Below are 12,485 nucleotides of genomic sequence, written 5' to 3'. Positions count from 1 at the left end.
TCGGCTCACGCAGGCTCTCGCCCCGGCAGCTCTGCGAACTCCTCAAGCGCGTGCGTGAGCCACTGCGTCCAGAAGGTCTCCAGATCGATGCCGGCGCGCAGCACCAGGTGCCGCAACCGGTCCTGGGAACTGTCCTTGCCGGGCGGGAAGTCGCGCTGCTCGATCTGCTCGTACTCGGCCAACTGCCGCTGATGCAGATCGAGATGGCGCCGCAGATCGGCCTCGATGCCCTCGGTCCCCACCACCGCCGCGGCACGCATCCGCAGCAGCAGGGTGTCGCGGTGGGGCCTCGGGTCCTGGGACGCGGCCGTCCAGCGGGCCAGTTCGGCGCGGCCCGCGGGCAGGACGTCGTAGGACTTCTTCTGCCCGCGGGCCGGCTGCTCGCTCGGCAGGGTGCGGATGAACCCCTCGCCCTCCAGTTTTCCCAGCTCGCGATAGATCTGCTGATGCGTCGCCGACCAGAAGTACCCGATCGACTTGTCGAAGCGACGGGTCAGCTCCAGCCCCGAGGACGGCTTTTCGAGCAGGGCGGTGAGGATCGCGTGCGGGAGTGACATGGGGCTCATCCTAGGGACGCGAGGAGGTCGTCCTACGCATGCGGCCACTCGCCCCTACAGGCTCGCCGCCAGCTCCGTGCCCTGCTTGATGGCCCGCTTGGCGTCCAGTTCGGCGGCCACGTCGGCGCCGCCGATCAGGTGTGCGCTGCGGCCCGCGGCGATGAGCGCCTCGTACAGGTCGCGACGCGGCTCCTGCCCCGTGCACAGCACGATCGTGTCGACCTCGAGGACGGTGCTCTCCTCGCCGACGGTGACATGCAGTCCGGCGTCGTCGATCCGGTCGTAGCGCACGCCCGGGACCATGGTGACGCCCCGGTGCTTGAGCTCGGCGCGGTGGATCCAGCCGGTGGTCTTGCCGAGGCCGGCGCCGACCTTGCTGGTCTTGCGCTGGAGCAGGTGGACGGTGCGCGGCGGGGCGGGCCGCTCGGGGGCGGCGAGGCCGCCGGGGCCCGTGTAGTCCATGTCGACGCCCCAGAGGCGGAAGTACGTCTCCGGGTCCTCGCTCGCCTTGTCGCCGCCGTCGGTGAGGAACTCGGCGACGTCGAAGCCGATGCCGCCCGCGCCGAGGACGGCGACGCGCTCACCCACGTGGGCCTGGTCGCGCAGGACGTCGAGGTAGCCCACGACGCTCGGGTGGTCGACGCCGGGGATGTCCGGAGTGCGCGGGCTGACGCCGGTGGCGACCACGACCTCGTCGTAGCCGGCGAGGTCGTCGGCCGCGACGCGGGTGTTCAGCCGTACATCCACGCCCTGCCAGTCGAGTTGGTGGCGGAAGTAACGCAGGGTCTCGTCGAACTCCTGCTTGCCGGGGACCTTGCGGGCGACGTTCAGCTGCCCGCCGATCTCACTCGCGGCGTCGAACAGCGTGACCTCGTGGCCGCGTTCGGCAGCGCTCACGGCACAGGCGAGGCCGGCGGGTCCGGCGCCCACGACGGCGACCCGCAGACGCCGCCGGGTCGGGGACAGCGTCAGCTCGGTCTCGTGGCAGGCGCGCGGGTTGACCAGGCAGGACGTGATCTTGCCGCTGAAGGTGTGGTCGAGGCAGGCCTGGTTGCAGCCGATGCAGGTGTTGATGGCCTCGGGTTTCCCGGCGGCGGCCTTGGCGACGAAGTCGGGGTCGGCGAGCATCGGGCGGGCCATGGACACCATGTCCGCGCAGCCGTCGGCCAGCAACTCCTCGGCCAGTTCGGGGGTGTTGATGCGGTTGGTGGTGACGAGCGGGACCGACACCTCGCCCATCAGCCGCTTGGTCACCCAGGTGTACGCGCCACGGGGCACCGAGGTGGCGATGGTCGGGATGCGCGCCTCGTGCCAGCCGATGCCGGTGTTGATGATCGTCGCCCCGGCGGCCTCGACGGCCTTCGCGAGCGTGATCACCTCGTCGAGGGTCGAACCGCCGGGCACGAGGTCCAGCATGGACAGCCGGTAGACGATGATGAAGTCCTCGCCGACGGCCTCGCGCACCCGCCGGACGATCTCGACCGGGAAGCGCATCCGGTTCTCGTACGCGCCGCCCCAGCGGTCGGTACGGCGGTTGGTCTGCCTGGCGATGAACTCGTTGATGAGGTAGCCCTCGGAGCCCATGATCTCGACGCCGTCGTAGCCGGCATGCCGGGCGAGGCGGGCGGCGCGGGCGTAGTCGTCGATGGTCCGCTCGACCTCGGCGTCGACGAGCTCGCGGGGCTGGAAGGGGCTGATCGGCGCCTGGATCGGGCTCGGGGCGACGAGGTCCTGGTGGTAGGCGTACCGGCCGAAGTGCAGGATCTGCATCGCGATCCGGCCGCCCGCGCCGTGCACGGCGTCGGTGATGACCCGGTGCTGCTCGGCCTCCGCCTCGGTGGTGAGCTTGGCGCCGCCCTCGTAGGGCCGCCCCGCGTCGTTGGGCGCGATGCCACCGGTGACGATGAGCCCCACTCCCCCGCGCGCCCGCTCGGCGTAGAACGCGGCCATGCGCTCGAAGCCGCGCTCGGCCTCCTCCAGGCCCACGTGCATGGAGCCCATGAGGACGCGGTTGGGCAGCGTGGTGAAGCCCAGGTCGAGCGGGCTCAGCAGGTGCGGGTAACGGCTCATGGGGACCCTCCGTGGGCGGTGTCGTGCCTGACGTAGTTGTAGAGGACCGCACCGGGTTTATGCAACTAGTTGCACAACCGAGGAGGGGTGACACCGACCACTGCCGCCACCCCCGACACCGATCGCGCTCGGGCACAGTGGCGCCATGACCCCACACGGAGGCCCCATGACCGCACACGCCGACGTGATCGACCTCGCCCAGCGCCTGATCCGCCGCCCCAGCCGCGCCGGCATCGACGACTACGGGCCCGTCCTCGGCGTCCTGGAGAACTGGCTCGCCGCCCGGGAGCTGCCGTATCGCCGGCTCCACGGCGACACGGGCAGCGCCGTCGGTCTGCTGATCGAGGTCGCGGGTGGCCGGCCCGGCCCCTGGTGGGCGCTGGACGCCTGCGTCGACACCGCCCCCTACGGCGACGAGGCCGCCTGGTCGTTCGCGCCCGACTCCGGCGAGGTCGTCGACGGCTGGCTGCGCGGCAGGGGCGCCGCGGACTCCAAGCTCGCCGCGGCGATGTTCTGCGGCATCGCGGCCGAACTGCGCGGGCGGGCCGATGCCCTGCACGGCGGGCTCGCGGTGCTCCTCGACGTCGACGAGCACACGGGCGGCTTCGGTGGCGCCCGCGCCTACCTCGCCGACTCGGAGGCGGCCCGCCCGGCCGGCGTGATGATCGGCTACCCGGGGCTCGACGAGGTCGTGGTCGGCGGGCGGGGCCTGTGGCGGGCCACGATCGCGGTGCACGCGGCCTCGGGCCACTCGGGGTCACGCCGCTCGGCACCCGGCGCCATCTCCCGCGCGGCGCATCTCGTAAGGCTCCTGGAGAGTGCCGAACTACCCGACTCCGACGGCGAGTCCCCCTGCCGCCCAAGCTGACCGTGACCTCCTGCCACGGCGGCCAGGGCTTCTCGGTCGTGCCCGACCTGTGCGAGCTGGGCGTCGACATCCGCACCACCCCGGCCTTCGACGCCCGCGCCGCCGAGCAGCTGGTCCGCGAGGCGGTGGCCGAGCTGGACGCGAAGGTGTCGGCCCCGCGGGCGACCAAGATCACGCCGGTGGCGTCCTGGCCGCCGTATCGACTGGGCACGGGCCGGCAGCCCGCGGCGGCGCTGCTGGATGCCGCCGCCGGGGAGGGTCTGGTCGTGCGGCCGAAGACCGCCGGCCCGTCGAACATCGGCAACCTGCTCGCGGGCGAGGGCATCCCGGCCACGGCCGGCTTCGGCGTCCGGTACGAGGGGCTGCACGGCGTGGACGAGCGGGCCTGCCTGGCGGACCTGCCCGTCGTCCACGCCGTCTACCGGCGTGCCGTGCTCAGCCTGCTGGGCCCCTCATGAGGGGCCCGGGACGAGCGCGTCACGACGCACCGGACCGGCTCTCCAGCACCACGTGCAGTTCCCGCTCCTGGTCACCCGAGGCCGAGGTCAGGTCGTGCACCGTGAACAGCGAGTCCAGGGTCGTACGGAGCCGTTCGATGGCCCAGTAGCCGCCCTGCGCATCGGCCTCGACGGACGCCGAGAGCCGGGCGGGCGCCGGGCACTCCTGGGCGTCGGTGACCTCGAACGTGCCGAGCCACACCATGGGGCGCGTCTCATGGAGCTGCTGCGGCACGTCCTCGGGGGTCCGGTCGGACTCGAAGCACGCGTTCAGCGCGTCGAACACGATCCGGGCGTCTTCCTTGCTGCATCCGCTGATCTCGACGGAGACGGGTTCCTCGTGCAGTCGTTCACGGACCATCGTGATCGCTCCTCTCGTGGCCGCACCGCGGTGCCACGGGTTGCCCGCGGAACCGGACCCCAATCCCAAGAAAAGCACCCAGTCCGGCCGGGCACTACCGGCGGAACCGCACCATCCGCACCCAGGACCCGCCCTGGCCGCACCTGGACCGGCAGCTCATCGCGTGAACCGGTACGTCTTGCTGTCGGTCAGCACGCAGAAGCCCGGCGAGATGACGATCACGCGCAGGGTGCCCGTGCGGCGGTCGTAGTCGATGCCCTCCGTCTCGAACTCGCCCGAGCAGGAGCTGCGCAGCGGGAGCTGACGCAGGGCCGTGACGTGTCCGGTCACGTCGGACGAGCCGGGCTCGGCGGAGAGGTCGATCCGGAGCAGCGGCTTGGTCATGCCGAAGAGGGTGCCCGCGGGATCGTCGGAGGCGCACAGCAGGGTCGTGGCGCTGAGGAAGTCGCAGCCCTGGATGTCGCGTACGGCGTGGTCCAGCCGGATGCTGGACGTCCAGGGGAGGTTCGCCGACGGCGACGTGCTCGGGTTGACGCCCGGGGTCGGGTGGACCAGCAGGCGGGTCATGGTGCCCCACTCGCCCGAGACCATCCACTGGCCGCCGGGCGTGATGGCGACGAAGGAGTTGTTCAGCGCCTCTCCGGAGCCCAGCGCGTGGACGTACTCGGACCAGGTCCCGTTCGGTGCCTGCACCCGGAACATCTTCGCGCTGCCGGAGTCCGCCTGGTACGGCTCGATGTAGTAGCCGTTGTAGGAGGCGTCGGGGTCGCCCACGTGGTTCCAGCCACGGCTGCTGACCGAGACGGGGATGGTGCCGATGCCCGTGTAACGGTTCGGGCTGTTCGCCGGGACCTCCACGGAGGCCAGCCCCTGGCTCTCGGTCAGCGGGTCGGCGCGGTCGGAGCCCACCTCCGTCCAGGTGTCGGCGGCCTGCGCGGGCGTCGCGGTGGACAGCACGGCGGCGGAGGCGAGGGCGACGAGGCAGGTCAGAGCGGTTTGACAACGTTGCCGGGCACGCAGGGCCATGGGACCGACTCCTTGGGGGGTGGGTGCGGGTCGGCGGACAGTCTGACGGGACCGTATGGTCATGTACAGACCAAGCGAGCGAACATGTGCTGTCTGATCGGCCACAGCCGCGTGCCCCGGTGATGACTTCGGCGGACGCCCGCCGCCGTGTTGAGGGATGGTGGAGGAGAACGACCAAGGGGGGCCCGGAGGGGGTTGAACGCGGTAGAACAAGGGGAGTCGGCACGGGGGAATGGCGTGCCGCAAGGAGGATGGGCGAAGGCGGTGCGGATGTCAGCAGCCGAACGTCCCGTGGCCGGGGGCGACGAGCCGGTGCGCGGGCCGGTAGGGCCGAGCGGATTGCTCGATGTGCTCGGCGTGGCCTCGGTCGTGCTGGACATCGAGGGCCGCATCGTGCTGTGGAGCCCCCAGGCCGAGGAGTTGTTCGGCTATCCGGCGCAGGAGGCGCTGGGCGAGTACGCCGCCCGGATCATGGTCCACGAGCAGTACGTGGACCTGGTCGTCAAGTTGTTCGCCGACGTCATGGAGACCGGTGAGGGCTGGGCCGGTGCGTTCCCGATCCGGCGCAAGGACGGCAGCACGCGGCTGGTGGAGTTCCGCAACATGCGGCTGCTCGACGACCAGGGGGACGTCTACGCACTGGGTCTGTGCGCCGACCAGACGACGGTCCGCCAGGTGGAGCGGGACGTCGCACTGTCGACCCGGACGATCGCTCAGGCTCCGATCGGGCTGGCCGTCATGGACACCGAGCTGCGCTACGTCTCGGTCAACCCGGCGCTGGCGCAGCTCAACGGCATCCCGGCCGACGAGCACCTCGGCCGCACACCACGTGAGCTGCTGCCCGATCCCGACGCCGCCGAGGCCATCGAAGCGGCCCTGCGCGAGGTGCTGCGGACCGGCGATGCGCTCATCAACCAGCGCATCATGGGCCGGACCCTGGCCGACCCGGACGTGGAGCACTTCTGGTCGATCTCGCTGTACCGGCTGGAGGACTCCGCCGGGACGGTGCTCGGCGTGGCCGGCATGGCAGTGGACATCACCGAGCAGCACCAGGCGGCCGTCGAGGCCGAGACGGCCCGGCGGCGTCTGGCCCTGATCGCCGATGCCTCCGCGCGCATCGGCACCACGCTGGAGCTGGACCGCACGGCCCACGAGCTGGCCGAGGTCGCCGTGCCGGAGCTCGCCGACGTGGCGGCCGTGGATCTGCTGGAAGCCGTGGTGGAGGGCAGACGCAGCAGCCTCGGACCCGCGGAATCGGCGGTGATCCGCGCCCTGGCCGTCAAGGCGGAGCACGACACGGTGGCCCTCGACGCCGCCGACCAGCCCGGCCAGGTCGCCCGCTACGGACCCGACCGTCTGGTCACCCAGTGTGTGCGCACCGCCGGCCCGATCATGGTGGCGCAGGTCGAGGAGGAGGACCTGCCACGCATCGCGCGCTCCCCCGAGGCCGCCGTCCAGCTGGGCCGCGCGGGCGTGCACTCCTATCTGGCGGTGCCGCTGATCGCGCGCGGCGAGGTGCTGGGCGCCCTCGACCTCAAGCGCACCCGCAATCCGCTGCCGTTCAGCGAGGACGACCTGCTGCTGGCCCGTGAGTTGGCGTCCCGCGCGGCCGTGCAGATCGACAACGCCCGCTGGTACCAGAACGCCCGCGACACCGCCCTCACCCTGCAGCGCAGTCTGCTGCCCAGCCATCCTCCGGTGACCGGCGGCCTGGAGGTCGCCTCCCGCTACCAGCCCGCGGGCGCCAGCGCCGAGGTCGGCGGCGACTGGTTCGACGTGATTCCACTGGAGGGCGGCAACACCGCGCTCGTCGTCGGCGACGTGATGGGCAGCGGCATCGACGCCGCGACGACCATGGGCCGACTGCGTACCGCGACGCACACGCTCGCCTCCCTCGACCTCGAACCGGCCCGGCTCCTGCAACACCTCGACAAGATCACCGAGGGCCTCGACCACTCCATCGCCACGTGCGTCTACGTCGTCCACGACCCGCAGCAGCGCCAGTGCCGGATCGCCAACGCGGGACACCTGCCGCCGGCCCGCCTCCGCCCCGGCCACAGCCCGCAGTTCCTCGAACTGCCCACCGGCGTACCACTGGGTGTCGGCGGAGTCCCGTTCTCCACGACGACCGTCGACCTCGAACCCGGCGACCGCCTGGTCCTCTACACTGACGGCCTCGTCGAGACCCGCCAACACCCGCTCGACGAACGCCTGGCCGCCCTCCTGGAACTCCTCGACGGCCCCGACCGTCCACTGGAGGAGGTCTGCGACCTCCTGCTGCGCACCCTCCACCAGCCCGAGAACTCCGACGACGTGGCGCTGCTCATCGCCCGTGTTCTGCCGCCGGGTTGATCGACGGGGTGCTCCCGAGGGCGCGAGCAAGGACACCCGATCCGGATCCGCGGGCCGGCCCAGTGGGCGGCCTATTGGTCGGCCCCGTGGTCGGCCTGGTTGAGGCCGACCACGACATTCGCGTACAGCTCCTCCGAGACGATCAGACGCGACGCCAGTCCACTGCGGGTGAAGGCCTCCAGGGCTGCCGGCGCCTGGCGTTCGCTCGTCTCGATCAGCAGGCAGCCGCCGGGGGCCAGCCATCGGGGCGCCTCGGCGGCTACCCGGCGCAGCACGTCGAGGCCGTCCGGACCGCCGTCGAGGGCGACGTGCGGCTCGTGGTCGCGGGCCTCCGCGGGCAGGAGTCCGACTTCGCCGGTGGGCACGTACGGCACGTTCGCCGCGAGTATCCCGACCCGGCCGCGCAGGGTGCCGGGCAGCGCCTCGAACAGGTCGCCGGTGTGCACCCGGCCGCCGAAGGGGCCCACATTGCGGCGGGCGCAGCACACCGCCGCCGGGTCGATGTCGGCGGCGTGCAGCTCGACGGGGCCGAGGGCCGCGGCCAGCGCCGCGCCGACCGCGCCCGAGCCGCAGCACAGGTCCACGACGAGGGACGCGTCCCGGGCGTGGGCGAGGGCCTGCTCGACCAGGAATTCGGTACGGCGACGGGGGACGAAGACGCCGGGTTCCACGGCGATGCGCAGCCCGCGGAACTCGGCCCAGCCCAGGACGAGTTCGAGGGGCAGGCCGGTGACCCGACGGTCCACCATGGCGGCCAGCTCGTCCGGAGTGCGGGCTGCGGTCAGGATCAGCCGGGCCTCGTCCTCGGCGAAGACACAGCCGGCGGCGCGCAGTGCGGTCGCGACGGCGTCGCCCGAGAGCGGCAAGGGAGCAGCAGGCAAGGCGGACGTGGGGGACGGAGAGGACGAGGCTGACGGTGAGGAGAGAGAAGGCATGGAAGCCGAGAGCCTTTCGGAAGCCGAAGGATGCTCTCGCGGTCGCCCTAGCGGCGGTGATCCGCGCCGATTCGAGGTGTGAGCACCCGACCTGACACAGCGGTAATGGGTCTCACCTCCTGGACTCCGTGCGGCGGGGACTGTCCCGGCCGGACGGCAACCCTACCCCAACGATCACGAACGCTCCCGTGCATCGGCGAAGGCGGGCCACCGGAGCGCGTACGGTTGAATGAGCAAGAATGAGCAAGCACTGATCACGCACGACCCGCGGGCCGCGCCGACGGCGGCCTGGAGGCACCACCCGTATGAACGTCACCCGAGGTTTCACCGGCCGCCCCCGCGTCCGGAACGCCGCGCTGCCGCCCGGCCAGTACGACGCGGGCGACGACTGGCCCGTCCTGTCCGCCGAGGTCACCCCCGAGCTGACGCCCGCCGAGTGGACCTTCCGCATCGACGGTCTGGTCGAGGAGCCACGGAGCTGGAGCTGGGATCAGGCACACGAGCTGCCGGCGTCCGGGTACGAGGGCGACATCCACTGTGTGACGAGCTGGTCGAAGTTCGGCGTGCGGTTCGGGGGCGTCTCGCTGGACGCCTTCCTTGCTGTGGTCCGGCCCCATGTGTCCGCCACACATGCCGTCGCCTATTCACACACCGGGTACTCCACCAACCTCCCGCTCGCCGACCTGACCGGCGGACGGGCCTGGATCGCCTGGGAGTACGACGGGAAGCCACTCGCCCCGGAGCATGGTGGCCCCGCACGGCTGCTGGTGCCGCACCTGTACTTCTGGAAGAGCGCCAAGTGGATCGCGGGCCTGAGGATCCTCGACCACGACGAGCCCGGCTTCTGGGAGCAGAACGGCTACCACGCCCGCGGCAACCCGTGGGAAGAGCAGCGGTACTCGGGTGACTGAGGCGATGGACGTGACTGAAGCAATCGGGGCAGCCGGGGCAACCCTGGTGTTCGCTCCCCCGACCCGTTTCGCCGTGCCCGGACGGATCGCCGTCGGCGACCAGGCCGCCGCGATGTGGCAGACCGCCACCATCACCGAGGTGCGCCGGGAGACTCCGCACGCCGCCACGTTCCGTCTCGCGGTGCCTGCCTGGGTGGGCCATCTGCCCGGCCAGCACCTGTTGCTGCGCCTGACGGCACAGGACGGTTATGTGGCCCAGCGCCACTACTCGATCGCGTCCGCGCCGGACGGCTCGGGCCACATCGAGCTCACCGTGGACCATGTCGAGGACGGTGAGGTCTCCAGCTGGTTCCACACCGTGGCCGGGCCCGGTGACACGGTCGAGGTGCGCGGCCCGGTCAGCGGCTTCTTCGCCTGGCCCGGCGACCGGCCCGCGCTGCTGATCGGCGCCGGGTCCGGCGTCGTACCGCTGATGTCGATGGTGCGGCACCACCGGGCGCGGGGCCTGGACGTGCCGCTGCGCCTGCTGGTGTCGGCGCGCAGCCCCGAGGAGCTGATCTACGCGCGGGAGTACGGCCCGGAGACGACGCCTGTGTTCACGCGAAGTGCGCCGGAGGGTGTGCCCGTGGGACGTATGGCGGCCGCCCATGTGGCGCCACTCCTGGCCGAGCAGCCTCCCGGTGGGTGGGAGGCCTATGTGTGCGGCTCCAACGGATTCGCCGAGCACGCCTCACGTCTGCTCGTGGCGGCAGGTCAGCCCGTGGACCGCATCCGGATCGAACGCTTCGGCTGAAATGCGCCCCGCACGGGACGCATTTCGTCCGGGATCGTCAGGAACCATGTCCGGCGTACGGGGTACCTGGACGCCATGCGATATCGGGTGCTCGGCCGGCGCCGGCGGCGCAGTCCACTGCGGCGCCGGTCGGATGTCGTCGAGGCGTGGACGGTACTCACGGTGGCCGTCTTGCTGCTCGTGGTCGCGCCGCTGGTCGGGGTGGTCGCGGCATGGTGGGCCCATGACGGCGCCCGGGGCGTGGCCCGGGAGCAGCGGGCCGATCGCCGGCACGTCAGGGCCGAGGTCCTCGGCAAGTCCTCCGACGCGCTTCCCATGGCCCAGGGCGGTCGGCAGCCGTCAGCCAGAACGACGGTGCGCTGGACCGAGCCGGAAGGCGGTCAGCGTACGGCCACGGCGCGCGTCCCGGCGGGCGCGCGGGTCGGCGACACGGTCGACGTGTGGCTGGACTCCCGCGGCCGGAGCACGGCCCCGCCTGCGAGCGGCACGGCCGTCTGGCAGCACACCGTCACCATCGGCGTCTGCGCCGCGGGCGGCGCGGTCGCGGTGATTCTGCTCGGCCATGCCGTCGTACGCCACAGCGCGATGCGGCGGCGGCTGGCCGAGTGGGAGCAGGAGTGGGCCCAGACGGAGCCGGACTGGTCGGACCGGCGGGCGTGAGCGTGGCGCGTGCCTGGCGAGGCCTTCTACGGTGGGCCACCTGCCATCTGCGGACTGCTGTCTAGGCACGCCGCTGCATCCGCCGTGCGATCCGCTCATGCCCGCGCAACGCGTCCGCCAGCCCGGTCAACCGGGGCTCGCCCCGGTCCACCAGGATCCGGCCGCCGACCACCGTGGTCCAGGCCCGGGCCGGTCCGCAGCGCAGCCAGGCCTCCACGGGGTCGGTCAGTGCGCCGGCGAGGGCGACCTCGTGCAGGTCCCAGACGACGAGGTCGGCGCAGGCCCCGGGCCGCAGGTGGCCCAGCTCGTCGTCCCGGCCGAGGCAGCGCGCCGAGCCGCGGGTCGCGATGTCGAGGGCGTCGCGGGCGGTCATCGCGCCGGGTCCGCCGCGGTAGCGGCCCAGCAGCAGTGCCGCCCGGGTCTCCATCCAGAGGGAGGCGTGGTCCGTGGAGGCGGAGCCGTCGCAGCCGATGCCGACGGGCAGGCCCAGCTCGCGCATCTCCTTCACGCGCGCGGTGCCGCCGCCGATGAGCATGTTGGAGCTGGGGCAGTGCGCCACGCCGACACCCGCGGCCGCGAGCCGGCGCAGCTCGTCGCCGGTCGGGTAGATGCAGTGCGCGACCCAGCTGCGGTCGCTCATCCACCCCGTCTGCTCGAAGTACTCGACGGGACGGCAACCGTAGGTCTCGAGGCAGTACGTGTCCTCGTCGTGGTCCTCGGCGAGGTGCGTGTGCAGCCGTACGTCGTGGCGCTCGGCGAGTTCGGCGGTCGCCGTCATCAGCGACTTGGTCACCGAGAACGGTGAGCAGGGCGCGAGCGCGACCCGCACCAGCGCGCCCGGTCCGGGGTCGTGGTGTGTCGTGATCAGGCGCTCGCTGTCGGCCAGCACCTCGTCCTCGGTCTGGGTGACGCTCCTCGGTGGCAGGCCTCCGTCGTCGACGGAGCGGGTCATCGAGCCACGCGTGGCGTGGAAGCGGAAGCCGATGTCGCGTGCGGCGCGAATCTCGGCGTCGACCAGGCGCGGGCGGGGATGGACGTAGAGGTGGTCGGCGGACGTGGTGCAGCCGCCCATCAGCAGTTCGGCCATGCCGACGTACGCCGACACGTACGCGGCCTCCTCGTCGAGGTCCGCCCAGAGGGGGTAGAGGGCGGTCAGCCAGTCGAACAGGGAGCCGTTCACCGCGGGCGCGTAGGAGCGGGTGAGGTTCTGGTAGATGTGATGGTGGGTGTTGACCAGGCCCGGGGTGACGAGGCGTCCGGCCGCCGAGACGGTCGTGCGGGCCTCGGGTTCGCTCCCGGCGGTACCGACGCCGGTGACCCGACCACCGGTGACGGCCAGCCAGCCGCCCGGGATCTCCCGGTCACCGTCCACGATGAGCAGTTCGGCGTCCTTGACCAGCAGTTCCGCGGCCTGCACCGGGGGTTCGACGGCAGACGTCATGGCGCCATCGTAGG

General features: G+C 72.1%; 12 protein-coding genes. 6 read left to right on the top strand and 6 right to left on the bottom strand.

What is annotated here, in order from left to right:
- Positions 1 to 5: 5 nt before the first annotated feature.
- Positions 6 to 557: a PadR family transcriptional regulator gene (locus tag ACWGDB_RS28600; protein WP_453825060.1), complete on the bottom strand. Its 552-nt coding sequence runs from the start codon at positions 555 to 557 to the stop codon at positions 6 to 8.
- Positions 558 to 611: 54 nt separating this feature from the next.
- Positions 612 to 2,627 carry an FAD-dependent oxidoreductase gene (locus ACWGDB_RS28595; RefSeq protein WP_453825059.1) on the bottom strand — a complete coding sequence of 672 codons (2,016 nt, stop codon included), beginning with the start codon at positions 2,625 to 2,627 and terminating at the stop codon, positions 612 to 614.
- A gap of 166 nt (positions 2,628 to 2,793) precedes the next feature.
- Here ACWGDB_RS28595 and ACWGDB_RS28590 point away from each other — a divergent pair, with 166 nt between their 5' ends.
- Both ACWGDB_RS28590 and ACWGDB_RS28585 read left to right on the top strand, forming a co-directional pair.
- Positions 2,794 to 3,495, top strand: a complete 702-nt coding sequence (locus ACWGDB_RS28590) for a M20/M25/M40 family metallo-hydrolase (RefSeq protein ID WP_453825058.1) — start codon at positions 2,794 to 2,796, stop codon at positions 3,493 to 3,495.
- Positions 3,496 to 3,497: 2 nt separating this feature from the next.
- Positions 3,498 to 3,953, top strand: a complete 456-nt coding sequence (locus tag ACWGDB_RS28585) for a hypothetical protein (protein WP_453825057.1) — start codon at positions 3,498 to 3,500, stop codon at positions 3,951 to 3,953.
- Between the two features lie 19 nt (positions 3,954 to 3,972).
- Here ACWGDB_RS28585 and ACWGDB_RS28580 read toward each other — a convergent pair whose 3' ends face one another.
- Together ACWGDB_RS28580 and ACWGDB_RS28575 are read right to left on the bottom strand one after the other, a co-directional pair.
- Positions 3,973 to 4,353 (bottom strand): hypothetical protein, encoded by a 381-nt coding sequence (locus ACWGDB_RS28580; protein WP_427842771.1) that lies wholly within the window; start codon positions 4,351 to 4,353, stop codon positions 3,973 to 3,975.
- A 156-nt stretch (positions 4,354 to 4,509) separates the two neighbouring features.
- Positions 4,510 to 5,379, bottom strand: a complete 870-nt coding sequence (locus ACWGDB_RS28575) for a hypothetical protein (RefSeq protein WP_453825056.1) — start codon at positions 5,377 to 5,379, stop codon at positions 4,510 to 4,512.
- Positions 5,380 to 5,649: 270 nt separating this feature from the next.
- On the opposite strand from ACWGDB_RS28575, the gene ACWGDB_RS28570 reads away from it, so the two are divergent.
- On the top strand, positions 5,650 to 7,731 hold the full coding sequence (locus tag ACWGDB_RS28570) for a SpoIIE family protein phosphatase (RefSeq protein WP_453825055.1): 2,082 nt from the start codon (positions 5,650 to 5,652) through the stop codon (positions 7,729 to 7,731).
- Positions 7,732 to 7,802: 71 nt separating this feature from the next.
- Here ACWGDB_RS28570 and ACWGDB_RS28565 read toward each other — a convergent pair whose 3' ends face one another.
- Positions 7,803 to 8,666, bottom strand: a complete 864-nt coding sequence (locus ACWGDB_RS28565; protein ID WP_453825054.1) for a putative protein N(5)-glutamine methyltransferase — start codon at positions 8,664 to 8,666, stop codon at positions 7,803 to 7,805.
- Between the two features lie 305 nt (positions 8,667 to 8,971).
- On the opposite strand from ACWGDB_RS28565, the gene ACWGDB_RS28560 reads away from it, so the two are divergent.
- From ACWGDB_RS28560 to ACWGDB_RS28550, 3 genes are all read left to right on the top strand, one after another.
- A complete protein-coding gene (locus ACWGDB_RS28560) occupies positions 8,972 to 9,577 on the top strand; it encodes a sulfite oxidase-like oxidoreductase (RefSeq protein WP_453825053.1) in 606 nt (201 codons plus the stop codon).
- 73 nt (positions 9,578 to 9,650) lie between these two features.
- Positions 9,651 to 10,370, top strand: a complete 720-nt coding sequence (locus ACWGDB_RS28555; protein WP_453825118.1) for a ferredoxin reductase — start codon at positions 9,651 to 9,653, stop codon at positions 10,368 to 10,370.
- A gap of 75 nt (positions 10,371 to 10,445) precedes the next feature.
- Entirely contained in the window at positions 10,446 to 11,030 is a 585-nt protein-coding gene (locus ACWGDB_RS28550) for an Rv1733c family protein (protein WP_453825052.1), read from the top strand.
- A 61-nt stretch (positions 11,031 to 11,091) separates the two neighbouring features.
- Here the strand turns inward: ACWGDB_RS28550 and ACWGDB_RS28545 are convergent, their stop codons facing one another.
- Entirely contained in the window at positions 11,092 to 12,471 is a 1,380-nt protein-coding gene (locus ACWGDB_RS28545; RefSeq protein ID WP_453825051.1) for an 8-oxoguanine deaminase, read from the bottom strand.
- Between the last annotated feature and the right edge of the window lie 14 nt (positions 12,472 to 12,485).

This window comes from Streptomyces sp. NPDC055013 (genome assembly GCF_053608645.1).
This window is presented reverse-complemented; position numbering and strand designations above follow the sequence as displayed.